A 23,056-nucleotide genomic window follows, 5' to 3' on the forward strand; every position below is an offset into this window, starting at 1 on the left:
TCCCCCATTTCTGCAGCCTACTGTTCTACTTTCAATGTAAATCCTTCCGCTTGTACATATTTTTGAAGCACTTGATCCACCTGCTGCTTTTCTTCTTTCGTAAGATCTAGAACAGGCAGTTTCGGTAACCCAACATCCTGTCCGATTGCCCGCAAACAGTATTTCAGCCCAGACGGAATCGTTGAGCATTTGCAGGCTTCTCTAAAATCATCAATACTTGCTTGTGCTTGCCGTGCTTGTTCTATGTTTCCAGCTACAAATTGTTCATAGATCGACACATCTGTTTTCGTCACAACATTTGCGGTTGAAGCCACAGAACCATCTGCTCCTAACTGTAATGCTTCTAAAATCTTAGAGTCGCTTCCCATCAGCAAAGAGAAATCCTCTCGATGATTTAATTCAAGATAGCCCTTAAAGTTTTCTAGATCACCGCTCGAATCTTTTATCCCAATGATCGAATCAATTTTGAGTAATTCCGAGAAAACATGACGATTGATGAAATTTCTAGTATTTGGCGGAATATTGTACAAAATGATTGGCAGTGTCGTTTGCTCAGCAATCACACGATAATGATGAATCAGCTCTTCATCGGTATATTTCAAAAGATATGGTGTAATAATGGAAGCAGCATCAACGCCGATTTTTGCAAACTCATTTACTAACTCAATCACTTTATTCGTTGCAATATCTCCGGCACCTGCAAATACTGGTACTCTGCCCGATACTTCATCGACAACGATTTTTGCAAACTGGATTTTCTCTTCTTTGCTTAAGGTATGAAATTCGCCATTGGTTCCTAAAATAAACAACCCGTGGACACCACCAGCAATCAAATGTCTTACAAGCTTTCTAGTGCCCTCTTCATTGATACCGTTCTCATTTAATGGTGTGACCATTGCTGGTATAATTCCTCTGATTTTCATTGTGTAAGCTCCTTTTTTGTCGTTGCTCCTAAGCTTCCCCCTGGATGCCATTTAAGGTAATCTTCTAAATTGATTTCTTTTGCTTCTTGCAGCAACACCGACAGAACCTGCAGCTGGATCATTTGGGCGATCACAGAGGAACGTGGCGGTTTATTCAATGAGTCCCCTTCTTGGGAAACATAAGAAGACAATGTGACTTCAGCACAGGAAGCTAGGGAAGAATCTTCATTTCCTGTTACCGCTAAAATTACGGCGCCATTGGCTTTTAAGGCAGCAAGTGCATATTCTAATTCTTTGGTGTTCCCACTATTACTTATCGCAATCACTACATCGCCAGCCACGACTTGTCCTGCCGATCCGTGCACAGTTTCGGTTGTGTCTAAAAAATAGGCTGGCGTACCGACAGAGGAGAAAAGTGAAGCTGCATAGCCTGCTACATAGGAACATTTTCCCACGCCTGTTACATGAACGCGCTTATGATTTTTTTCTGCATGGAGAATAAGTTCTTTGGCCTTCACCATCTGTTGATAGACTTCTTCTTCTTCAAGCCGATAAAATTGAGCATCGCTTTGGGCTTTTAAATTCGTACTATATGCAAACAAAACGTTTTTTTCATTCAATACAGATTTTCCTTCCTTATAGCAAGGAGAAATTGTATCCATCCTTCTCCTTGCTAATCATACTGTTTAACTAAATAGTTTTAAGATTTTGTCTAGTAAAATTCCGATAATATTGTAGTCGATTTGAGGAAATCCAGCGTCTGTGATGCCTAATTCAGAAAAAGCTGGGAAAAGCACCAAAGGCAATGCAGTCAGCAAAATACCGCCTAAGAAGGATGCGATGATCGCCCCTTTCAACCCGCCTCTTATTGAACCAAAGACACCCATGGTTCCACCCGAGAAAAAAGCAATCCCAGCTGCTGGCAAAAGCACAACGGGAGAACCCATAGCAGCCATGGCAAACGTCGCTGTTAACCCACCTATAAACGAGGTAATAAAACCGACAGGAACCATGGTTGGCGCATATTGGAAAAACACAGGAACATCTACTGCCGGCATTGATCCTGGGATATATTTTTCTGAGATCGCCACGAAGGCAGCCGTTAATTCAGCAATAAATTGACGCACACCATAAATCAGTACAGACATCCCCGCAGCAAATTGCAACCCTTGAATCAACGGATACAAGAACCATAAGTCGTTGCCAGCCATTTCTTGAACGACATCCATATGACCACTTAAAACTGCTGCGATCGTTGCAATGTAGAAAAGAATAATCATGAAAAATGCAACAGAGAAGACAAAATCTCGGAATACGGAGAAGAAATCAGGGAGCTCGCGATTGGCTGCTTTCTCTTTCTTTGCTTGCCAATTTTTCCCTCCAATGACACTGCCGATGACACCTGAGAACCAGTAAAAAATCAAGTTAAAGTGACCTAGTGCAACCCCTGCATTACCTGTCAGCTCATCTGTATATTTCTGAGCCAATTTGGGCAGCCCTGCTCCTGCAAAACCTAGCACCAAAGAACCAAAGATAACTGTTACCCAAGTGGGCATACCATTCGAAATAAAAATCAACCCAATGACAGCAGCAAAGAAAAGATAATGCTGACCGGTTAAGAAAATTGATTTTAAAGGCGTCAATTTCGCAATAACTAATCCGAATATGAACCCTGAGCCCATAATCATTGATATTTCAAAACCATATACATCCATGGCTAACGCTGTAGCAGGCTCTACTGCCAGAACCGTCCCTTGAACACCAAATGCGGTCTGAAACAACGTGGCAAAATTTGCAGCAATCGTTCCTACATGACCACCACCAATATTAAAAATCATAAACCCAATGCCCACTTTGAGGACACCGCTCAGGGTCTCCTTCGCAGGCTTTCTTTGTGCAAGTAACCCAATCAAAGCCAAAATCATTAGCAACACAGCAGTATTTCTGAATTGGTTCATTACTAAAATTGCCATTCAATTTATTCCTCGCTCCATCAATTTATTTTGTTTGCATCGTTTCAAGAAATGTTTCTAGTTTTCCTTGGATCTCTTCTTTACTCATAATATTTTGAATGCCTATGACTTCATAAGGTTTGTTTTGAAAATCAGGTTCCGCTGCGATATCTGCCATACTCATAAAGGCATCGCCCGTAAAACCAATGAGGACGTCTAGGTTTCCATGAATCGTTTCAATGGGATAGCCGTTTTCTTCAATCACTGATTTTACTTTTATGTGAAGCAGCGTTGAACTCCCCATCCCCGCACGGCATGCAACCGCTATCAAATATTTCTTGCCATTACTTGTCTTAGGTTTTGCATCTGCTTGGATCGATGCATCATTTTTCTTTTTTTGAAAGAATCCCATCTTAACTCCTCGTTTCTTCTAATAGTTTTATAAATGCTTCTGGTGTCTGCACATTTGCTAAACGATCAATGATATTGTCCCTTGCTAAAACTTCTGCTAACTCACCCATCAGTTCCAAATGACTGGTCGGGTCTATCGCTGCCAAACAGAAAATGACTTTCACTGGATCATTGGGCGAACCAAATGAGATGGGGGTATTTAATGTCATCGCACTTAGTCCTAAACGACAAACCCCATCTTCTGATCGGGCATGGGCCAAAGCAAACCCAGGCATAAGCACGATATACGGCCCGGCATCTAAGACAGATTGAACCATCGCTTCGACATACTGTTTTGTAACGCTGCCATTCTTCAATAACGGCTGGGCAGCTTTTTTGATTGCTTCTTGCCAACTGGTACTGTCTTGCTGAAGTAAAATGTTTTCTTTTGTTAATAATGTAGTTTGCAAACGACGATTTCCTTTCTAAAAAAAATTTCTTTAGGTTTTAGTAAAGAATTTCTCGAGATCATTCCTATACACACACTATAAGTGAAAAGTTCTGGCCTGAATAGACGATTTGAGACCACATATTTGTACGCGCTTCCAGATTAAGTGAACTGCTCTTTTCAAAAAGACCAGATATACTGGCTATTTTTTTTATTAGCCTCCAGTTTTTCTCGATATCCTTCTTGAGCAGTTCACAAAACTTATTCTCTCAAGGAAAAAGTGAACCAAAAATGGACAGATCTTTTGCTTGCACCCACAATAAAAAAAGAAGCTCTTAAATAAACTAAGAACTTCTTAAAGCAAACAATCTATTCATGGCTAAGATCTACCGTTTCAATTGTATTTCTACCTGTAGGTATTTTCACACAAATTTTTACTTACAACTGCTATTTTCTACTTTGCTTCCTCATGCTTCACAGGACAACTGATATGACAATCAGAACAATGATCCTTTTTCACCATGCGGTACACCACACGGGTGCCATAGCCAAAAATCAGGCCGCTTAGAATTATTGTAGCAATCATTTTTCGCCTCCTACGACTTGGATCAAGGGTGCACTCCCGCGGAATGGTTTCTTCAACAGAGCAAATACCAATAGCCCAGCAATGAGGATTGCCGCGAAAACACCCAGCGTGAGGTGTCCGCCTTCAAAGACGACGTGCCCGAATTGGTAGACCAACAAGCTGGCGCAGTATGCCAAGCCGCATTGATAGCCAATGGCTAACCACGTCCACTTGCTGTCCCCCATTTCACGGTGGATCGCACCGATAGCAGCAAAACAAGGGGCACATAGTAAATTAAAGACGAGAAAAGAGTATGCCGCCACAGCAGTGTAATCGCCGCGCAACACTTGCCAAATCTCCGTCCCGCTTTCTGACAACTCCCCAGTTTGTCCGTAGAGGATCCCAAAGGTGCCGATCACATTTTCTTTGGCGACCAGGCCAGTGATCGTCGCCACGGCGCCTCGCCAGGTTCCCCAGCCTAGGGGAGCAAAAAGCGGCGCCAAAAGTCGTCCGAAAAAGGCCAAAATGCTTTGGTCTTCTGTGACCCGCTGCAAGGCAAAGCTGTAGCTGGAGGTAAACCAGACAAAGATACAAGCCACAAAAATTATCGTACCGGCTTTTTTCACAAAAGCAATGGCTCGATCACAGGCACTTTTCAAAATCGTTGTGAGCTGCGGCAAGTGATACGCTGGCAGTTCCATAATAAATGGTGCCAGATCACCTGCAAATAAAGGCGTTTTTTTCAAGACGATCCCTGAAAAAATCACAGCACCCATGCCGACAAAATAGGCCGATGGGGCGACCCAACTATACTGAGGGAAAAAGGCTCCTGAAATCAATGCGATGATCGGCAATTTGGCAGAACATGGCATGAAGGTCGTGACCATCACCGTCAACCGACGATCCTTTTCATTTTCAATCGTTCGGCTTGCCATCACGCCGGGCACCCCGCAACCGGTAGCGATCAACATGGGGATAAACGACTTGCCAGATAGACCAAACTTGCGAAACAGGCGGTCCATGACAAATGCCACCCGTGCCATGTATCCGCAGTCCTCCAAGATAGCCAAACAAAAAAAGAGCACGAAGATCTGCGGCAAAAAGCCTAAGACCGCACCGACCCCTGCCACGATGCCGTCTAAAATCAGTTCTTGCAGCCACTGGGCGACTTGCAGCTGTTCTAGCCAGTGCGCTGCTGTTTCGGGAATCCAGCTGCCAAATAATACATCATTGACCCAATCAGTACCAATCGTACCAATCGTCTGAATCGATAAATAGTAGATTCCCCACATAATGAAGGCAAAAATCGGTAGTGCCAATACGCGATGGGTCAACACACGGTCGATTTTGTCGCTGAAGGCTAAGTGCTGATCTGTTTCCTTGATGACTGCCAGCGCCAACAATTCTTCAATGAAGCCATAGCGCTCATTGACGAGAATGGCGTCACTGCTGTCTTTAAAGATCAGCTCTAAAATCGAAATCGTCTCCTGAAGGACTGCCTGCTGGGAATCAGTCAGTTTACACATCGTCTGAATCGCTTCATCTTTTTCAAAGAGTTTTATGGCAAACCAGCGTTTTTGCTGCTGAGGGATCGTCTCTGGCAAAATCGCCATGATCTCGGTCAAGCCAGCTTCTAGACGAGCATCGTAGCGGGGAGGAAGCGGTTGTGTATTGGCTACATGCTTCGCTGCCTCGATCATTTTGGTTAAGCCGCGTTGCTTCAAAGCACTGATCCCTACTACGGGAACCCCTAGACCGTAAGCCAGCTTTTCGAAATTGATCTGCAAGCCTTTTTTCTTTAATAGGTCGATCATGTTGATGGCTGCCACAGTCGGGACATTCATTTCTAATAATTGCAATGTTAGATACAGGTTGCGCTCCAGGTTGGTTCCATCGATAATATTGATCACCGCGTCCAATGATGCTTCCATCAAATAATTGCGAGAAATCAGTTCTTCTGGTGTGTACGGCGACAAGGAATAGATCCCTGGTAGATCTTGGATCAATACTTGTCGGTCTTTTCGCAGTCGCCCCGCTTTTCGTTCCACGGTAACGCCTGGCCAATTCCCCACTGTTTGTTTGGCACCGGTCAATTGATTAAAGGTACTCGTTTTCCCGCTATTGGGATTTCCTGCTAATGCAAAGTGATAGGTCATTACGCTTCGACTCCTTTTTCGACAAAAACCAACGCTGCTTCTTGCTTTCTCAAAGACAATTCATAGCCGCGGAGCCGAATCTCCATCGGATCACCCAAAGGAGCCAGCTTCACCACTTCCAAATGGACGTTTTTCGTAAGTCCCATATCCATCAATCGACGGCGCACCGCACCTTTGGCGGCGATCTGATTGACCTTCCCGCTTTCACCGACTTGCAGCTGATCCAAAGAGGTAATGATGGTTTGCTGCTGGGTTTCTGTGACATCGATTTGTTCCATGACCCGTTCATCTAAAGCGATCCGCGTCCCTTGGTGTAAAATGATGCCGCCTTTGCGATCTTTTTGTACCACAACGATTTCAACGCCCGTGCGAATACCAAGATCATTTAAATGAGCCGTGATTTCTTTGGTGGTTGCCAACGAGTCGATTTTGTATGTTCCAGAAGCCCGAGTTTGCGCCATTTTCATTGCTTCTTACTCCTTTTGTGAAGTGTTGTTATAATTAACCTACTTTAATTGAGAATGATTATCATTATAATAGAGCCATTTCCATAAGAAGTCAATCTGTTTCGGCCCTCACTTTGAATCTTCCTTCACAATACGGATTTTTTTTACTCATTTTGATTGCATATCCCCTGTATTAATTACGCAAAAACCTTGTAATTCTAAGTATTTTCCGCTTTTTTCCCTTGCATAAAAAACACAGAAACACTATAAATTGTGTATGCCGAATTCACAAGCACAAGATATAGTGTTTTTTCGTTGACTTTCTCCGAGACTTATTTATACTAGGTTTATAACTATTACAACTCGGAGGAAACAATTATGAATATCAAACTATTTTCTAAAAACAACTGCATGCAATGTAAAATGGCGAAACGCTTTTTAAGTGAAAATCAGATTGCATTTGAAGAAATCAATATTGATAATGAGCCTGAAGCATTAGAATTTTTGAAAGAACAAGGATTCCAAAGTGTGCCAGTCATTACCTCTGATGCGCAAACGATCATCGGTTTCCGTCCAGATCAACTACGTCAATTAGCGAGCTAAGATTTTTCTCAATGTGATGCTTTTGAGGGATTTGTCAGTCGTCCAGACCGCAAGTCCTTTTTTATACGAACAAAACAAGAAAAGAGGTTAGCCATTTATGAGCTTGAAAGAAATCAAAGATGTCAGTTATTTCAAATTGAATAATGAGATCAACCGTCCAGTAGATGGTCAAATTCCATTAAATAAAGACAAAGAAGCCTTAGCGGCATTCTTTAAAGAAAACGTTGAACCAAATACCTTAACCTTTGCGACTGCAATGGACAAAATCAATTATTTGATTGAAAATGATTATTTAGAAGAAGAATTTATCAAAAAGTATCGCCCTGCCTTTATTGAGCAATTGTATCAATTCTTAGATGAGCAACACTTTACTTTCAAATCATTTATGGCTGCTTACAAATTTTATTCACAATACGCATTAAAAACGAATGATGGTACCGCGTATCTAGAACGTTACGAAGATCGGGTCGCTTTCAACGCCCTTTACTTTGCGGATGGCAATGAAGAGTTAGCAATGAGCTTGGCGGATGAAATGATCTACCAACGTTACCAACCAGCAACCCCTTCTTTCTTGAATGCAGGACGCAAACGTCGCGGTGAGTTGGTTTCTTGTTTCTTGATCCAAATCACTGATGACATGAACGCGATCGGTCGTGGGATCAACTCCGCGCTGCAACTTTCACGAATCGGTGGCGGTGTCGGGATCACGTTATCAAACTTGCGGGAAGCCGGCGCGCCTATCAAAGGCTACGAAGGGGCAGCAAGTGGTGTGATGCCTGTAATGAAATTGTTTGAAGATAGCTTCAGCTACTCAAACCAATTGGGTCAACGGCAAGGGGCTGGCGTGGTCTACTTGAACGTCTTCCACCCAGACATCATCAGCTTTTTATCAGCGAAAAAAGAAAATGCGGATGAAAAAATCCGTGTCAAAACCTTATCATTAGGCGTGATCGTACCTGACAAATTCTACGAATTGACGCGTAAAAATGAAGAGATGTATCTCTTTAGTCCCTACAGTGTCGAAAAAGAATATGGCGTGCCCTTCTCTTATGTCGATATCACCAAGGAATACGACAACTTAGTCATGAACCCACGGATTCGCAAAACCAAAATCAGAGCCCGTGATCTAGAAAACGAAATTTCTAAATTGCAGCAAGAATCTGGTTATCCTTATATCATCAATATCGATACAGCAAACCGCAGCAACCCAATCGATGGCAAGATCATCATGAGTAATCTTTGTTCCGAGATCCTTCAAGTCCAAGCACCATCTGAGATCAACGGCAAACAAGAATACGAAGTTTTAGGAACAGATATCAGCTGTAACTTAGGTTCCACCAATATCGTGAAATTGATGGACAGCCCTGACTTTGGGAAATCTGTTCGAGCAATGACTCGTGCCTTGACCTTTGTTACTGATGCGTCTGACATTGACGTAGTACCATCGATCCAAAATGGGAATGCCTTGAACCACACGATCGGTTTAGGCGCAATGGGCTTGCATACCTATTTTGCAAAAAATCAAATGGAATATGGTTCACCAGAATCCCTTGAATTTACTGATCTTTATTTCATGTTGTTGAACTATTGGACATTGGTTGAAAGCAATGCCATCGCCAAAGAAAAAGGCGAAGTTTTCCATAACTTTGAAAAATCAGCGTATGCAGACGGCAGCTACTTCACCGATTATATCCAAGGTGACTACCAACCAAAATCGGAAAAAGTCAAAGCATTGTTCGAAGGCGTCTTTTTACCAACTGGTGAAGATTGGGCAGCCTTGGCACAAACCGTCAAAGAAACCGGCTTGTATCACCAAAACCGCCTAGCCGTTGCACCAAATGGTTCGATCTCTTATATCAATGATACGAGTGCCAGCATCCACCCAATCACTCGGATGATCGAAGAACGCCAAGAAAAGAAAATCGGCAAGATCTACTATCCAGCACCTTACTTGAGCAATGAGACGATCGGCTACTACAAATCAGCCTACGATATGGATATGCGCAAAGTGATCGATGTTTACGCAACTGCTCAAAAACACGTCGATCAAGGTATGAGTATGACCTTGTTTATGCGTTCAGATATTCCAGAAGGTCTTTACGAATGGAAAGAAACGACAAAACAAACCACCCGTGATTTGAACATTTTGCGTCACTACGCTTTCCACAAAGGCATCAAATCGATCTACTATGTACGGACCTTTACAGATGATGCAGAAGAGATCGGCAGCAACCAATGTGAAAGCTGCGTCATCTAATCCAACTTTTGCCTGAAAACGAACCAACCGCCTGCCCCTGCTCTTTCTTGACAGCGGGTCGGCTGTTGTCTTGATACGATTATTGGAGGAACCGACTATGGGTAAGACTTACTATGAAGCAATCAACTGGAATGAGATCGAAGATATCATCGATAAATCCACTTGGGAAAAATTAACAGAACAATTCTGGTTAGACACGCGGATCCCTTTATCAAATGACCTTGATGACTGGCGGACGCTATCACCATTAGAAAAAACAACGGTGGGCTACGTCTTTGGCGGCTTGACTTTATTAGATACCGTTCAATCAGAAAGCGGTATGGATCAACTGCGTAAAGATGTCCGCACCCCACATGAAGAAGCGGTCTTGAACAACATCCAATTTATGGAATCTGTCCATGCAAAAAGCTATTCATCGATTTTCAGCACCCTGAATACAAAAGCGGAGATCGCTGATATTTTTGAATGGACCAACACCAATCCATATTTGCAAAAGAAAGCCGAACGAATCAATGAGATCTACAAAAATGGCACACCGCTAGAGAAAAAAATCGCCAGTGTATTTCTAGAGACCTTCTTATTCTATTCAGGTTTCTATACACCCCTTTACTACTTAGGCAATAACAAACTAGCGAACGTAGCGGAGATCATCAAATTGATCATTCGTGACGAATCCGTTCACGGCACGTATATCGGCTACAAATTCCAATTAGGTTTCAACGAATTACCAGAAGACGAACAGCAAAAGCTAAAAGACTGGATGTACGACTTGTTGTATGAGTTGTATGAAAATGAAGAGCGTTATACCGAAGAATTATACGATGAGATCGGCTGGACCGAAGAAGTCAAAACCTTCTTGCGTTACAATGCCAATAAGGCTTTGATGAATCTAGGTCAAGACCCGCTTTTCCCAGATACCGCCAACGATGTCAATCCAATCGTCATGAACGGTATTTCAACTGGTACCAGCAACCACGACTTCTTCTCACAAGTTGGGAACGGGTATCTGCTTGGTTCCGTAGAAGCGATGAAAGACGATGACTACTTCATCGGACTTGATTGATCTGCTGACAAATAAACACCTTGTTTCTCGCCAATTGAGGGTGAGAAACAAGGTGTTTTTTAGTGAGCCAGCTGGTCTTTGATAAAGGTCAACGTTTCTGTCAAACAGGCCTGTGCTTGGGGCAAGCTATAATCAAATTGGTATTCGTGGGTCACCGTTTCCGAATCCCCTTTGTAAAAGCGACTCGTCACGGGAATATCAAGAGCTTGCAGCCGGTTGGCAAAGGCAATGCCTTGGTCTTCAAAGGAATAGGCATTGCCATCCGTGATATACGTTGGTGGAAAATCAGCCGTCAATTTATCCACCAGCGAGATCTCCTGCAGTTGGGGACTATCTTGCCATTCTTTTTTGCCTAATAACGACCAAGCAACCGTTTTGACAAAGAATTTCATAAAGCGATCATCTGAAGAAGTCCCGGCGATCTGCTTCAAATCAAGCGGTCCGCAATAGGAAATAAACCCTTTCAGGGCCGATGCAGGAATGTCTTGATCAAAGGACATTTCCTTCGCATACGCTGGATTGGTTTGCAGCGCCACATATTGCCCAGCGATTTGGGCCCCTGCAGAATCCCCGCCGAAGAAGAGTTGATCGAAATCCAGCATGGGGTATGCTTGGGCATCTGCTTTGATCGAGTCTACCGCTTGGGCTACTTGTTTGACCTGTCCAGGATAATGCAGACTTGGTGCCCATTCATAATTGATCGAAATCACAGCGGCTTTGGTTTCATCGGCGACATAGGTCGCAAACTCTTTGACCCCTTCTTTGTCTCCGCCGACATAGCCGCCCCCATGGACCCAAAAAATGACTGGAACAGGGCCTTGTGCCTCTTTGGGATAATATAGATCAAAGGTACTGCGTTGATAATCCGATTGATACGTCAAGTCCTGTTTGACCGTCACATTCGGCAAACTTTTTTGATAAGCTGCCTCATCCTTGATGGTCACTTCTTGGTTAAACAGATGACCGATCAAAAAAGCCCCCGGTCGTGGGGAGAGTTGAAAAGCCAGAAAAACGGCAGCTAAGAGTCCGATCAGGACCATCGCCACCCACATGAAAAAGCGCAGAATTTTTTTCACGCAAAAGCTCCTTCCTTCTTTCTGTTTCAGCTTTTTCATTTAACCATGTTTTTTTAGCAAATTCAATGACAATTGCTAAAGATTAAAAAAGGATGATACCAATAGGCATCATCCTTAAAATAACATCGTTTATAATGGCAACATCATAAACAAACCAGCAGCGATCGCTGCCCCGATCATTGGACCGATGATTGGTACTAACGCATAGCCCCAATCGGAAGTCCCTTTGTTTTTGATTGGCAAGATTTGGTGAGCAATCCGTGGTCCTAAGTCCCGTGCCGGATTGATGGCATAGCCTGTTGGTCCACCAAGCGACAGCCCGATCGCTAAGATCAAGATCCCAACGATGATGGGATTTAATCCATCCGTAAAGGTATTGGCACCAAAAGCCAATAAGCCAAAGACTAAGACAAAGGTACCAATCACTTCAGTGATGGTATTCGATACTAAATTACGAACTGCAGGCCCTGTTGCAAAGGTACCTAAAATCGCGCCCTGGTCTTTTGTTTCATCCCATAATGGCAAGTAGTTAAGCCAAACGAGGATCGCCCCTACGATCGCACCAGCAATTTGTGCCAGCATAAACGGTACAGCCAAGCTCCAAGAAAAATTCCCCGTCATCGCCATGCCTAATGTAACGGCTGGATTCAAGTGAGCAGGTCCCATGTACCCTGAAACGTAAACGGCAATCGTTACCGCTGTCGCCCAGCCCATTGCGATCACGATCCAGCCAGAGGCTTCTGCTTTACTCTTTTTCAGATTGACAGCCGCACACACACCATCCCCTAACAAAACCAAAATAGCCGTTCCTAGAAATTCACTAAAGATCTGGGTTGTTTCATTCATCTTTTTTTCCTCCTTTTAAGGCTGTTAAATCTGATTCTGCGATCACTTGGTTCAATTCTGCTACATGGGCTGCTTTTTCTTCCTCGCTCCAGCCAAAGAAGTCGATCATAGCTGCAACGACACCGGCTTTGACTTCATCTAAGGTGTCTCGCATAAATAGGATATGGTTGGTCCGACGCAATAGATAATCGACAGGCGTCAGAACCATTTCTTCATGCAAGGAATAGTTCAAGGCCGTACTTTCTTTTTCATCTAAGCCCTCAAACTTCGTCTTGTAGTTCAACACTTGGGGAAGATTCGACCCATAAAGATGAGCCAAATACGTCGCAGCGGCTTCATCGAATCCAGCGGCTTGCGCTTGGTCAGCCAGCTTCGCTAAGTCTTCCTCTACATTGGCTGCATCAAGCTCACCACCAGAAACTGGGTACGTGGTTGAATCCACCAACTCGAAGGATGCACCGCTTTCTTGGAGCAATTCATTGATCCGTTTGACTGCTCCTTCCGCCATCAAGCGATAATCGGTGATTTTTCCCCCTGCCAACGTCAATAGTCCGTCTTTTGAGCGTTCCAAACTGCTGCCGCGAGAAACTTGCGATGGATCCACTTTGCTGGCTTCTACTCGTTCTTGTGCTTGTTTTACGGCTTTTTCTACGACTGGTCGCTGCCGCTCATCTTCAAGATACTCTTTGACGCTTTCAACGATCTGCTCAAAGCTTTCATCCGATAGTTTGCCTTTACCGCCGCCATTGTAATCAGACCCGCCATTATTCACAATCAACGGACGCAATCCTGCCCAGCTCGCTTCGATATCATCCAGGGTGATCTGAGCGTGAGGGAAGCGTTCATTCACGATGGTCAGTAGATAATCAACATCTTCTTGCGTGACCGTTGGATGGGCGAAATCGCCTGTATAATCCGTATCGGTTGTGCCAAAATAGGTCTTATTTTCTCTTGGTACCACGAAAACCATCCGACCATCATTTTTCCCAGTATCAAAATAGGTTGGTTGCGGCACTTTTAGTTTTTCACGATCGACCACTAAATGGACACCTTTCGTCGGACGCATTTGTGGCGGCAACTCATCATTCTTGTCTAATTGACGAACGATGTCTGACCAAGGGCCTGTCGTGTTGATCACGACTTTGGCGTGAACCTCAAAGCGCTCGTTTGTCAGTTGATCCTCCACTTCTACCCCATTGATGATGCCTTGCTCATCATGTAAGATGCCGACGACTTTGCCTTTACTGATCATTGCTGCCCCATCGGCTTGTGCTCGTTTGATGTTTTCGATCACCAAGCGGGCATCGTTGTTGCGAAAATCAAGATAGACACCGCCACCGACTAAGTTTTCCGCCTGCAGCTGAGGTTCGCGTTCTAAGACCTCTTCTTTCGTCAGCAGATAATTTTCGTATTTACTGCCTGTCACATTCGCTAAGCGATCATAAAGATCCATCGCCACTTTGACAGAAAACAAGGAGAAGGTTGCCCCTGGTTCATCATAGATTGGCAAAAGCATTGGATCTGGTTTCGGGATATGCGGAGCAATTTGCTGCACGATCGCCCGCTCCCGCACGGTGTCAGCGACCACTTCCACGTCAAAGGTTTTCAAATAGCGAATACCACCATGAACGAGTTTGGTGGACCGCGAAGACGTTCCTTCGGCAAAATCCTGCATTTCCAAAAGAACCGTCTTCATCCCAGCGGCTGCGGTTTGAACAGCAACCCCCGCGCCAGTGATCCCACCACCGATGATCAATACATCATAGGTGGTCTTTGCCGCTTCTTGAATGGTTTGCTTCCGATCTTTATGTGAAAAGGTCATGGCTTACTCGCCTTCTTTCTTCGCTTTGAATTTGAAGGTCTGAGTAGCTGCCACCGCTTGTTTCCAGCCTTCGTACAAATTGTCTCTTTCTTCTGCTGGCATTTCTGGTGTAAACATTTGCCCTTCTTCTGCCATTGATTTCAATTCATCCAAGTCTTTCCAGAAGCCAACCGCTAGCCCTGCCAAGTAAGCTGCACCTAATGCGGTTGTTTCCAGATTCGCTGCTCGTTGCACGTCAATGTCTAAAATGTCCGCTTGGAACTGCATCAATAGATCGTTTTTGGCTGCACCGCCATCGACCTTCAGCAATGGGATATCGATGCCAGAATCTTTTTTCATCGTGTCGATGACATCTTTTGATTGATACGCAACAGCTTGCAATGTTGCCCGAACAAAATCTTCCTTCGTCGTCCCACGAGTCAAGCCAAAGACGGCTCCTCTTGCATCTGAATCCCAATAAGGTGCACCCAATCCAGTAAAGGCAGGCACCACATACACTTCATTATCGCCTTTTGCTTTGGCAGCTATTTCTTCTGATTGCGGAGAAGACTCGATCATTCGTAGACCGTCCCGCAGCCATTGGATCGCTGATCCAGCAACGAAGATACTTCCTTCTAAGGCATAATAGACTTTGCCGTTGATGCCATACCCGATGGTCGTCAGTAGGTCATTGTCAGACAATTGTGGTTCTTCACCCGTATTCATGACGATAAATGCCCCAGTGCCGTAAGTATTTTTGATCATGCCTTTTTCAAAGGCCATTTGTCCAAAGAGGGCGGCTTGTTGGTCCCCAGCCATTCCAGCGATTGGTACTTCACTGCCGTAAAAATGGTAGCTGCGGGTGTGACCATAGACTTCTGAGTTGCTTTTGACTTCTGGTAGCATCGAGCTTGGAATGTTCAAAAGATCCAAGATTTCTTGATCCCATTCTAATTTATGGATATTGTAAAGCATCGTCCGACTAGCATTGGAGTAGTCGGTGACATGGACTTGTCCATCTGTCAGTTTCCACACAAGCCATGAATCGATCGTTCCGAAAAGTAGCTCGCCATTATCCGCCTTTTCTTGTGCCCCTTCGATATTGTCTAAAAGCCAGCGCACCTTGGTCGCTGAGAAATACGCATCAATGACTAACCCAGTTTTTTCATGGATCATCTCTGTATGGCCATCTGCTTTTAATTGGTCAGCGATCGGTGAAGATTGGCGGGATTGCCAAACGATTGCATTTGCGATCGGCTGGCCTGTCGTTTTGTCCCAAACCACTGTCGTTTCACGCTGGTTGGTGATCCCGATGCCGGCGATTGCTTCTGGTCGGATACCTGATTCAATAAATGCCCCTGCGATGACTGATTGGACAGAGTTCCAAATTTCGTTGGCGTTGTGTTCTACCCAACCCGATTTTGGAAAGTATTGCGGAAACTCTTTTTGTGAACTGCCGATTTTTTTCCCATTACGATCAAAAATAATTGCTCTTGAACTAGTGGTTCCTTGGTCGATCGCCATTACATAATTTTTTTCTGCCATTTGGTTCGCTCCCTTTAGTTTTTTATACGCTTTTCTTGTTAGCGCTTTCTGACTTGCTTTTATTTTAGCTGAACTTTCGCAATGTGGTTCGTCAATTTTTTTTCAAATTTCTAAGAAATTGACGAAATCCACTATTGAAAGCGTTCGCGGATCATTTTTTTGATCGTTTCCCGATCATAAGCGGTACCTAGTTCACTGATTCGATAAGTCGGTGTTTTCGTCTCAATAGCATAATTTGCCAAGATCAAGTCATATTCTTGTTCTGGGCGATAGCGTTCTACGACTACGCCATTCAAATTTTTGAGATACAGCAGCCACATATAGTAGAGGGCTTCTTTAAACAGTTCATCCATTTTCAAAGCGATCCCGACGCGAAACTCCCGATTGATTTGATAATCGATGATCGTGATGACACTCAAGTATTTGACCATCGTCATCATCAACAAACTATTTTTATCAGATGGCTTGATATCAAGCTCTGCTAAAGCCTTATCCAATAGTTCGTGACTGATTTGCTGGATGTTACGACTGGATAGCTGCGCTTCTAACTGCCAAATATTTTCTCGATCAAAAACCTCCACAGCCCCTTTGAAAAAATACACGCGGCTGTGGATCTGCAGCAGGTGACCATAACAAGTGGCTTCGATTTCACGGGGAACAAACGATGGGCGGTAGAGATGCAAAATATGTTCCAAAATCAAGGTATCCGTCAAGGCAGTTGGTGTAAACCGAGAACGCTGCAGCATATACACTTGCAGATCGTGTTCGGATAACACCGAGAACGACAGTAAAAAGACAAAGTGCAGCATCGCCTCCTCTTCTCTGACTTCTAATGCATAATGGCCAAACCCACGAAATACCAACTCCCGTAATTGCTGAAACAAAGGATCTTTCGTGTAGGGTACCATTTTCTCCCGTAAGACTTGAAAGGATTGAGTAGCAATTTTCAGTCGCGCCTTCATGATCCTCAGCCATAGGGACAAGCGCTGTTGGGCTTCTTTCGTGAAGGTCATGTTCAGACCTCGTGTGATCAGACCGACGTATTTTTCATCGATCGGCAGCGGCTGACTGTCGAAAGAATGGACATACCAAAAGAGTTCAAAATAGAAATAACGAATTTGCGTTTCTTCCCCAATCAGCTTTCCTTGCCAGATCTCTAACTCGAATTCTGCTAGCAAGCCATTTAGCTCTTTGATTTTGCGAAACAAGGATGACTCGCTGACCGCTAATTTTTGTGCCAGCTGGACAGTGGTCACCTCTTGATGCTGCAAAAGATGCTCGAGGATTTGAAATTTCAATGCTGACCGATAAAACGCCCATTCGATTTGATTGAGGGAAAAAGTGGGACTCATTTCAAAGACCAGGACACCTTTTCGATAATACAACTGACACTGCTCTTGGTAGTGAGCCAGCTCATCTTGCAACTCCTCCACATATTTTTCCAAGGAAGGCTTACTGATGCCAAGATAGCTCGCCAGCTCGTGCAGCTCCATTTTTCCGCCCACCAGTAAAAGCTTTTTGAGCAGCTGCAATTGCTTTGCTTCTTTTTTTTCTAATAACTGATCAAGTCTCATCGGCATCACTTCCCGACCACAGAAAAGTTTCGTCGATTACATTAGTGAATCGTGGATGGAAGAAAAAGTCTTTTTGGGTCAACTCCTCCATCGTTGCCTGCTGCTCGATCGCAAATGCTAGTAAATTGATTTTTTCCAAAATATTGGCTTTTGATAAAAGCTGCGCACCAACGATTCGGCCGCTGGCTTGTTCGATCATCACTTTTCCATGAACCTGTGTTGGATCAAACAAGGAACTGGCGGCAGTAAACGCATGACAGACGATCGGAGATTCGAAGAAAAACCGATCCGACTCGGTCAGGCCGGTGCTTGCTAAGTACCATTCAAACAGTTGCGTACCGACTGTCCGCAATCCGCCACGAAACGGGGTGGTTTTGCTTGCCAGATTGCGAGCTGCTGCGATTCCTGAGCGAACAGCATTGTTGACTAAGGGCATATAGACCGTGTCTTTCGTAATAGCATTCGGAATTTGGATCAAATCGCCGACCGCAAAAATATCCGTGGCAGAGGTTTCCAAGTAGGCATCTGTCCAGATGGTTTGATCACTGTGTAATTCAAAGACCGCAAATGCCTCTGGCAAGCGAGGATGAACGTTGACTGTCGTCAATACCAGATCGCTTTCATAGCCTTGATCGGCGGTTTCGATCCGAAAGCCTGTTTCCGTTTTAACGACTGCCAAAGTTGGCTTGGACCAATGCAGCTGCAAGTTGGGGATTTTTTCGATCTCCGTTAAAAAGGGCTGCAAAAAATCGTGATCAAAGTACTTGAATAAAGGATATGACATTGATTCGATCACACTGACTTTTTTTCCGATCGCAGTCAAGGTATTCGCCGCTTCCATCCCCGCTTGACCAGCACCTACGATGGTAATCGACTCTGCTTGGGGCAATTGCTGCAAGAAATGCTTGGCTGCCTCATATTCCTTGTAGGTCAGTAGTGCTTCTTCTGGTTGTGGCAAAACAGTGGAATCTTGACTGGAGCCTGCTGCCAAGACGAGTCGATCATAACTTAGTTCTCGCTGATCCGTTCGAATCCGATGATCCGAAGGAAAAATCTCCAGAAGCGTTTCTTCTAAGGCAACGTCGATCGTTTCTGCCTCCAGCTGCTCCTTCGTACAAAAGAATGCTTCTTCCAGCGATGCGATCCTGCCTTCGATCAGCAATAACAAACCGCTTGGAACAAACCCAAGATGGGTTTTTTTTTCTATCAATAAAATCTCTGCGTCAGGGTATAATCGGCGTGCTTCACGGGCGCAGCTGACACCACCAAAGGACCCGCCTATGATAATGATTTTCATTGGATCACCTCTCTCCTTTAGCTTAAATGAAACGCTCTCATTTGACGAGTAAAAAGCTATCAGGCTGACTATTTTTTTGTTAACTGCGGTAAAATAAATGAGACCTATGCTACACTATACGCAAAGGAGTGTTCAAATGGTTTTCTTTTATCAATTCATGCTGGGATTGTTTGCCAGTACATTCGTTGCAGCGGCAGCATTCGTCTTTCAGTGGCTAACTGTTTCTGGCGCACTGGCTGCGATTCTTTGCGGCACACTGGTCATTGGCTTTGGTCCGTGGTACAGCATCTTTTTGATTGGCTTTTTCTTTGCCAGCTCTGGCATCATTGGTCTTTTAAAGAAAATGCGCAATCAGCCAGAGTCAGCTGTGCTTGCCAAAGGTGCTCGCCGTGATGCAAAACAAGTCTTTGCAAACATCGCACCAAGCATCTTTGCTCTACTGCTTGCCTTTTGGACGAAAGAACCGCTATTCCTTTGGGGATTTGTGGCGGGAATCGCTAGCTGTACGGCTGACACTTGGGGCTCAGAAATCGGCGTGCTGAGTCCAAGTTCACCGCGTCACTTACTAACGGGAAAAAAATTACCACCGGGACTTTCCGGCGGTGTCAGTTGGTTGGGAACTGCCGCTTCCCTAGCAGGGAGTCTCGCCATCACTGGTTTATTCGCAGCAGCCTTATGGTTGAACGGCAAGCCGTTCTCCTTTGATCTCTGGTTGACCTTGACTGCTTTAGGCTTTGGCGGTAGTCTCTTGGACAGCTTACTGGGCGCAACGATTCAGGTGCGCTATCAATGCCCTGTCTGTCACCAATACACCGAAAAAAAAGTCCACCACGACGTTGCAACCAAGCAAGTCGGCGGTCTTACCTTTGTAACGAATGAAGGGGTCAATTTGCTGAGTTCAATAGTGATCGTTATTTTGACGGTGTGTTTCTTTTACTTAAAAATGTCTACCGCATCATAAAAAAAGCAGCAAAGCACCTCACTAATGTGAGGTGTCTTGCTGCTTTTTGACTCAATACCGATTAAGCAATATCCACTAAGCGGATCTTCGTGACATTTTTGTAGACAGACAATTCTTCGATCACTTCAGAAAAGCCTAGTCCTCGGGGGAGATCAATCGTATAAATGTTGGTATAAATGCGATAGTCTTCCATGAATTTGACATCAAAATTGACATCTTCGATCACGATATTTTTCTCTTGGAAGTACTCCGTCAAAAACTCTTTGGTCTCGGTGCGATGGATGTACTGGATCTCTAATTTTTTTGCTGTTGGTACACGGACGATCCGCTTAACGATCGTCAATGCAAAGAAGATCCCGATAAAACTGCTTAATGCGATGGTGTAAAAGCCCATCCCGATGGCAATTCCTAAACCTGCGATCGCCCATAAGGAAGCAGCCGTCGTCAACCCCGTCACCGAGCGCTTCGTCACAATGATCGTTCCGGCGCCTAGAAAACCGACCCCGCTAACGACTTGTGCGATCAATCGTGCTTCGTCTGAACGAATCACGCCTGCTAAATCTGGATGATCCAGCGCATCTCGCATGGCACCTGTGGCGATCTCCACTTGGATCAAGGCAATGACACAAGCCCCCATGCAAACCAAGATATGGGTTCTAAGACCAGCTGGTCGGCTTTTGTATTGCCGCTCGTACCCAATCGCTCCTCCCATGATCATTGCCAGCAGCAATCTCAGCGCTACTTCAGGAATGGATAAATGCATATCAACCATTTGCATCCCTCTTTTCTTCGTATTCTCTCTTTTAACTATAGCATCTCTGATGAAAAAAAGAAAAAAACAGCGCCGAATCAGTCAAATAAAAAAAGCCCCCTCAGAAAATAAGCAAGTAAGCTACAAACCATTGCTCGCAGCTGCGCTGGCGCTACTGCACAAGCGCAAGGGGAAGCTGCGTGGATGCTCATTTTTCCTTCTGACTTATTTCTGAAAAGGGCTGATTTTGTTTTACAGGTTGCTGGCAGCAGCCTCATCGATGATCACGATCACGTCATCATGCTTTTGTAAAACAGAAGCCGGTAATTCGTTGGTTACGGGTCCTTCAATCATTTTTTGGATCGCATCCGCTTTGACTTCGCCAAATGCCATCAAAATGATTTTTTTGCTTTGCATAATCGAACCGATCCCCATTGAAATTGCCGTCGTTGGGACGTCTTCGACTTTATCAAAGTAGCGTTTGTTGGCATTGATGGTCGATTCAGTTAAATCAACGACTGAGGTCGTTCCTTCAAAAGATGCACCAGGTTCGTTGAAGCCGATATGTCCGTTTTGACCGATACCCAAGATTTGGATATCAACTGGGTGATCCGCAATCACGCTATCGTAGCGTTGGCATTCTGCTTCTAAGTCTTCCGCTTTGCCGTTTGGTACGAAGGTTTCTTTGAATGGTTTTTTATTGAATAAATGAGCATTCATGAAGTAGCGATAGCTTTGTTCGTCTTCGCCGCCTAGTCCTACGTATTCATCTAAGTTGACTGAAGTCATTTCTGAAAAATCAACTTCACTGGCAGTCATTTCTGCATAAAGGGTTTCTGGCGTGCTTCCTGTTGCTAAGCCTAGGACCTTGGCGCCATTTGCCATACCTTCTTGAATCAATTCAAAAGCTTTCTTTCCGCCTTGAGCAGCATCTTTAACGCGAATAATTTCCATGATCAGCGCTCCGTTTCTATTTGGTATAGTCCAATAATACCACAGGTTGTGTTTGATTACAATAATTAGTCTAGACCAGATGACGATTTTTACTATTTTGATAGCCGAATCTGACTTTTTCATCCTAAAAATCAGATTCAATTTTGACTAATCAAGCGAAAAACTGTAAAAAGAACATACGTTCATGTATCCTATTCTTAACAAGTACATTTTTATTAGGAGGTCCCATGGAAATTAGCCCTTTTGAAGTAAGGATTTCAGAAAAAGCATTGAGTGACTTAAAAAAACGCCTAGCGCTAACAAGGTATCCCGATGAACTTGCCAATGCTGGCTGGAATTATGGTATTCCTTTAGATGATATGAAAACGATTATTTCTTATTGGCAAGACGAATTTGATTGGCGTCATACGGAAAAGAAAATAAATGCTTTTGCCAATTTCACAACTACGATTGATGGATTGACGATTCATTTTATACATGAACGTGGGCACGGTCCCAATCCGACACCATTGTTGATTCCCCATGGTTGGCCGAGTTCTATTTATGAGCTTTTGGATTTGATTCCGTTCCTAACTGATCCAGAATCCTTTGGCGGTTCACCAGAAGCTTCTTTTGATGTCATTATTCCTTCAATTCCTGGACATGGATTTTCTGACATCCCAAAAGAGGGACATTTTGAAGATCGCAAGGCTGGGCAGATTTTGTTAAAACTTATGAAGAGGTTGGGCTATGATCAATTCGGAATTCATGGTTATGATTTAGGAGCAAGTATCGCCGGTCTCCTATGTTTGGATCACCCAGATAATGTGATTGGCTACCATACCACCTCACCGGGAAACCCTAGTCCTCGTATAACAGATGAAACGCCTATGAGCACAGCAGAAACAGAATATTTGGCACTTTGTAAACGTTGGTATGCAAAAGAAGGTGGCTATGCTCATAGTTTAGGTACAAAACCACAAACGTATGCTTATGGACTCAATGATTCACCTGTAGGTTTAGCTGCCTTCATTATTGAAAAATGGTATTTATGGTCAATGCAGAATGAGGAAGACACCCACTATCACTTTGACTTGGATACACTCTTAACCAATGTTTCTATTTACTGGTTTACCGAAACGATCAATTCTTCAAATCGCTTCTACTATGAAGGTCAATATACACAGTGGCCTAACCAATTTGAACGTTCATTTGTACCTTTAGGTGTTTTACTAACTTCCAAAGCTCATGAACGTCCGCCAAAAGAGTACGTAGAAAGACTTTTCCCGAAGATCCTTCGCTGGGAAGAGCTTAACACTGGTGGGCATTTCGCTGCTGCTGAATGTCCAGCTTTGCTTGCAGACCATATCTGCACTTTCTTTTCTACAGTAACTGATACAACAAAGGAGTAAATAAAAAAGCTGTGCCCTAAAAGTTGATGGGCGCAGCTTTTTTAGCGTCTGCGACGA

Annotated in this window: 21 protein-coding genes; 5 read left to right on the forward strand and 16 right to left on the reverse strand. The window is 44.1% G+C overall.

Annotated elements, in window-relative coordinates:
• Positions 1-17: 17 nt before the first annotated feature.
• The 8 genes from dapA to IGJ15_RS12785 all read right to left on the reverse strand — a co-directional run bounded on the left by dapA (position 18) and on the right by IGJ15_RS12785 (position 6,901).
• Entirely contained in the window at positions 18-923 is a 906-nt protein-coding gene (gene dapA / locus IGJ15_RS12750) for a 4-hydroxy-tetrahydrodipicolinate synthase (RefSeq protein ID WP_060793030.1), read from the reverse strand.
• Positions 920-1,585: an SIS domain-containing protein gene (locus IGJ15_RS12755; RefSeq protein WP_060793029.1), complete on the reverse strand. Its 666-nt coding sequence runs from the start codon at positions 1,583-1,585 to the stop codon at positions 920-922. Before IGJ15_RS12755 ends, dapA begins: the two co-directional genes overlap by 4 nt.
• A 24-nt stretch (positions 1,586-1,609) precedes the next feature.
• Positions 1,610-2,896: a PTS ascorbate transporter subunit IIC gene (locus tag IGJ15_RS12760; RefSeq protein WP_081116782.1), complete on the reverse strand. Its 1,287-nt coding sequence runs from the start codon at positions 2,894-2,896 to the stop codon at positions 1,610-1,612.
• A gap of 25 nt (positions 2,897-2,921) precedes the next feature.
• On the reverse strand, positions 2,922-3,287 hold the full coding sequence (locus IGJ15_RS12765) for a PTS sugar transporter subunit IIB (protein ID WP_016610456.1): 366 nt from the start codon (positions 3,285-3,287) through the stop codon (positions 2,922-2,924).
• Between the two features lies 1 nt (position 3,288).
• Positions 3,289-3,735 (reverse strand): PTS sugar transporter subunit IIA, encoded by a 447-nt coding sequence (locus IGJ15_RS12770; RefSeq protein ID WP_016610455.1) that lies wholly within the window; start codon positions 3,733-3,735, stop codon positions 3,289-3,291.
• Positions 3,736-4,167: 432 nt separating this feature from the next.
• Entirely contained in the window at positions 4,168-4,299 is a 132-nt protein-coding gene (locus IGJ15_RS12775) for a FeoB-associated Cys-rich membrane protein (protein WP_115224854.1), read from the reverse strand.
• Entirely contained in the window at positions 4,296-6,434 is a 2,139-nt protein-coding gene (gene feoB, locus IGJ15_RS12780) for a ferrous iron transport protein B (RefSeq protein WP_142967585.1), read from the reverse strand. The genes IGJ15_RS12775 and feoB overlap by 4 nt, the downstream gene beginning before the upstream one ends.
• A complete protein-coding gene (locus tag IGJ15_RS12785) occupies positions 6,434-6,901 on the reverse strand; it encodes a FeoA family protein (RefSeq protein WP_060793026.1) in 468 nt (155 codons plus the stop codon). Before IGJ15_RS12785 ends, feoB begins: the two co-directional genes overlap by 1 nt.
• Before the next feature lie 357 nt (positions 6,902-7,258).
• Between IGJ15_RS12785 and nrdH the strand changes: the two genes are divergently transcribed.
• From nrdH to nrdF, 3 genes are all read left to right on the forward strand, one after another.
• Positions 7,259-7,483, forward strand: coding sequence for a glutaredoxin-like protein NrdH (nrdH, locus tag IGJ15_RS12790; protein ID WP_005225182.1), 225 nt, complete (start codon positions 7,259-7,261; stop codon positions 7,481-7,483).
• 97 nt (positions 7,484-7,580) lie between these two features.
• Positions 7,581-9,740, forward strand: coding sequence for a class 1b ribonucleoside-diphosphate reductase subunit alpha (nrdE, locus tag IGJ15_RS12795; protein ID WP_081116783.1), 2,160 nt, complete (start codon positions 7,581-7,583; stop codon positions 9,738-9,740).
• A gap of 97 nt (positions 9,741-9,837) precedes the next feature.
• Entirely contained in the window at positions 9,838-10,803 is a 966-nt protein-coding gene (gene nrdF, locus IGJ15_RS12800; RefSeq protein ID WP_005225180.1) for a class 1b ribonucleoside-diphosphate reductase subunit beta, read from the forward strand.
• Between the two features lie 59 nt (positions 10,804-10,862).
• Here nrdF and IGJ15_RS12805 read toward each other — a convergent pair whose 3' ends face one another.
• From IGJ15_RS12805 to IGJ15_RS12830, 6 genes are all read right to left on the reverse strand, one after another.
• Positions 10,863-11,918 carry an alpha/beta hydrolase gene (locus IGJ15_RS12805; RefSeq protein ID WP_194185653.1) on the reverse strand — a complete coding sequence of 352 codons (1,056 nt, stop codon included), beginning with the start codon at positions 11,916-11,918 and terminating at the stop codon, positions 10,863-10,865.
• Between the two features lie 90 nt (positions 11,919-12,008).
• A complete protein-coding gene (locus tag IGJ15_RS12810) occupies positions 12,009-12,725 on the reverse strand; it encodes an MIP/aquaporin family protein (RefSeq protein WP_428210930.1) in 717 nt (238 codons plus the stop codon).
• Positions 12,718-14,547: a type 1 glycerol-3-phosphate oxidase gene (glpO, locus tag IGJ15_RS12815; RefSeq protein WP_231472865.1), complete on the reverse strand. Its 1,830-nt coding sequence runs from the start codon at positions 14,545-14,547 to the stop codon at positions 12,718-12,720. The genes IGJ15_RS12810 and glpO overlap by 8 nt, the downstream gene beginning before the upstream one ends.
• Before the next feature lie 3 nt (positions 14,548-14,550).
• The gene (glpK, locus tag IGJ15_RS12820) at positions 14,551-16,071 is read right to left on the reverse strand and encodes a glycerol kinase GlpK (protein ID WP_005225176.1); all 1,521 of its coding nucleotides are present in this window, start codon (positions 16,069-16,071) and stop codon (positions 14,551-14,553) included.
• Between the two features lie 131 nt (positions 16,072-16,202).
• Complete coding sequence (locus IGJ15_RS12825; RefSeq protein ID WP_231472864.1) at positions 16,203-17,645, reverse strand: helix-turn-helix domain-containing protein; 1,443 nt, start codon at positions 17,643-17,645, stop codon at positions 16,203-16,205.
• Positions 17,635-18,942, reverse strand: a complete 1,308-nt coding sequence (locus tag IGJ15_RS12830; RefSeq protein ID WP_231472857.1) for an NAD(P)/FAD-dependent oxidoreductase — start codon at positions 18,940-18,942, stop codon at positions 17,635-17,637. The genes IGJ15_RS12825 and IGJ15_RS12830 overlap by 11 nt, the downstream gene beginning before the upstream one ends.
• A 136-nt stretch (positions 18,943-19,078) precedes the next feature.
• Between IGJ15_RS12830 and IGJ15_RS12835 the strand changes: the two genes are divergently transcribed.
• Positions 19,079-19,903, forward strand: coding sequence for a DUF92 domain-containing protein (locus tag IGJ15_RS12835; RefSeq protein WP_231472856.1), 825 nt, complete (start codon positions 19,079-19,081; stop codon positions 19,901-19,903).
• 61 nt (positions 19,904-19,964) lie between these two features.
• Here IGJ15_RS12835 and IGJ15_RS12840 read toward each other — a convergent pair whose 3' ends face one another.
• Both IGJ15_RS12840 and nagB read right to left on the reverse strand, forming a co-directional pair.
• Positions 19,965-20,675: an MgtC/SapB family protein gene (locus tag IGJ15_RS12840; protein ID WP_034858162.1), complete on the reverse strand. Its 711-nt coding sequence runs from the start codon at positions 20,673-20,675 to the stop codon at positions 19,965-19,967.
• A 231-nt stretch (positions 20,676-20,906) separates the two neighbouring features.
• On the reverse strand, positions 20,907-21,608 hold the full coding sequence (nagB, locus tag IGJ15_RS12845) for a glucosamine-6-phosphate deaminase (protein ID WP_005225171.1): 702 nt from the start codon (positions 21,606-21,608) through the stop codon (positions 20,907-20,909).
• 227 nt (positions 21,609-21,835) lie between these two features.
• On the opposite strand from nagB, the gene IGJ15_RS12850 reads away from it, so the two are divergent.
• Positions 21,836-22,999 (forward strand): epoxide hydrolase family protein, encoded by a 1,164-nt coding sequence (locus IGJ15_RS12850; RefSeq protein ID WP_231472855.1) that lies wholly within the window; start codon positions 21,836-21,838, stop codon positions 22,997-22,999.
• Positions 23,000-23,056: the final 57 nt, after the last annotated feature.

The organism is Enterococcus sp. AZ079 (assembly GCF_050547255.1).
GTDB classification, from domain to species: Bacteria; Bacillota; Bacilli; order Lactobacillales; family Enterococcaceae; genus Enterococcus_D; species Enterococcus_D casseliflavus.

Excerpts from the sequence above, each read along its gene's own strand:
- glpK (WP_005225176.1), bottom strand. The coding sequence starts at position 16,071 with ATGGCAGAAAAAAATTATGTAATGGCGATCGACCAAGGAACCACTAGT.
- feoB (WP_142967585.1), bottom strand. The coding sequence starts at position 6,434 with ATGACCTATCACTTTGCATTAGCAGGAAATCCCAATAGCGGGAAAACG.
- nrdH (WP_005225182.1), top strand. The coding sequence starts at position 7,259 with ATGAATATCAAACTATTTTCTAAAAACAACTGCATGCAATGTAAAATG.
- IGJ15_RS12805 (WP_194185653.1), bottom strand. The coding sequence starts at position 11,918 with ATGAAAAAGCTGAAACAGAAAGAAGGAAGGAGCTTTTGCGTGAAAAAA.
- IGJ15_RS12850 (WP_231472855.1), top strand. The coding sequence starts at position 21,836 with ATGGAAATTAGCCCTTTTGAAGTAAGGATTTCAGAAAAAGCATTGAGT.
- IGJ15_RS12810 (WP_428210930.1), bottom strand. The coding sequence starts at position 12,725 with ATGAATGAAACAACCCAGATCTTTAGTGAATTTCTAGGAACGGCTATT.
- IGJ15_RS12765 (WP_016610456.1), bottom strand. The coding sequence starts at position 3,287 with ATGGGATTCTTTCAAAAAAAGAAAAATGATGCATCGATCCAAGCAGAT.
- IGJ15_RS12840 (WP_034858162.1), bottom strand. The coding sequence starts at position 20,675 with ATGGTTGATATGCATTTATCCATTCCTGAAGTAGCGCTGAGATTGCTG.
- IGJ15_RS12775 (WP_115224854.1), bottom strand. The coding sequence starts at position 4,299 with ATGATTGCTACAATAATTCTAAGCGGCCTGATTTTTGGCTATGGCACC.
- IGJ15_RS12760 (WP_081116782.1), bottom strand. The coding sequence starts at position 2,896 with ATGGCAATTTTAGTAATGAACCAATTCAGAAATACTGCTGTGTTGCTA.
- nrdF (WP_005225180.1), top strand. The coding sequence starts at position 9,838 with ATGGGTAAGACTTACTATGAAGCAATCAACTGGAATGAGATCGAAGAT.
- nrdE (WP_081116783.1), top strand. The coding sequence starts at position 7,581 with ATGAGCTTGAAAGAAATCAAAGATGTCAGTTATTTCAAATTGAATAAT.
- nagB (WP_005225171.1), bottom strand. The coding sequence starts at position 21,608 with ATGGAAATTATTCGCGTTAAAGATGCTGCTCAAGGCGGAAAGAAAGCT.
- IGJ15_RS12830 (WP_231472857.1), bottom strand. The coding sequence starts at position 18,942 with ATGAAAATCATTATCATAGGCGGGTCCTTTGGTGGTGTCAGCTGCGCC.
- glpO (WP_231472865.1), bottom strand. The coding sequence starts at position 14,547 with ATGACCTTTTCACATAAAGATCGGAAGCAAACCATTCAAGAAGCGGCA.
- IGJ15_RS12785 (WP_060793026.1), bottom strand. The coding sequence starts at position 6,901 with ATGAAAATGGCGCAAACTCGGGCTTCTGGAACATACAAAATCGACTCG.
- IGJ15_RS12825 (WP_231472864.1), bottom strand. The coding sequence starts at position 17,645 with ATGAGACTTGATCAGTTATTAGAAAAAAAAGAAGCAAAGCAATTGCAG.
- IGJ15_RS12835 (WP_231472856.1), top strand. The coding sequence starts at position 19,079 with ATGGTTTTCTTTTATCAATTCATGCTGGGATTGTTTGCCAGTACATTC.
- dapA (WP_060793030.1), bottom strand. The coding sequence starts at position 923 with ATGAAAATCAGAGGAATTATACCAGCAATGGTCACACCATTAAATGAG.
- IGJ15_RS12755 (WP_060793029.1), bottom strand. The coding sequence starts at position 1,585 with ATGGATACAATTTCTCCTTGCTATAAGGAAGGAAAATCTGTATTGAAT.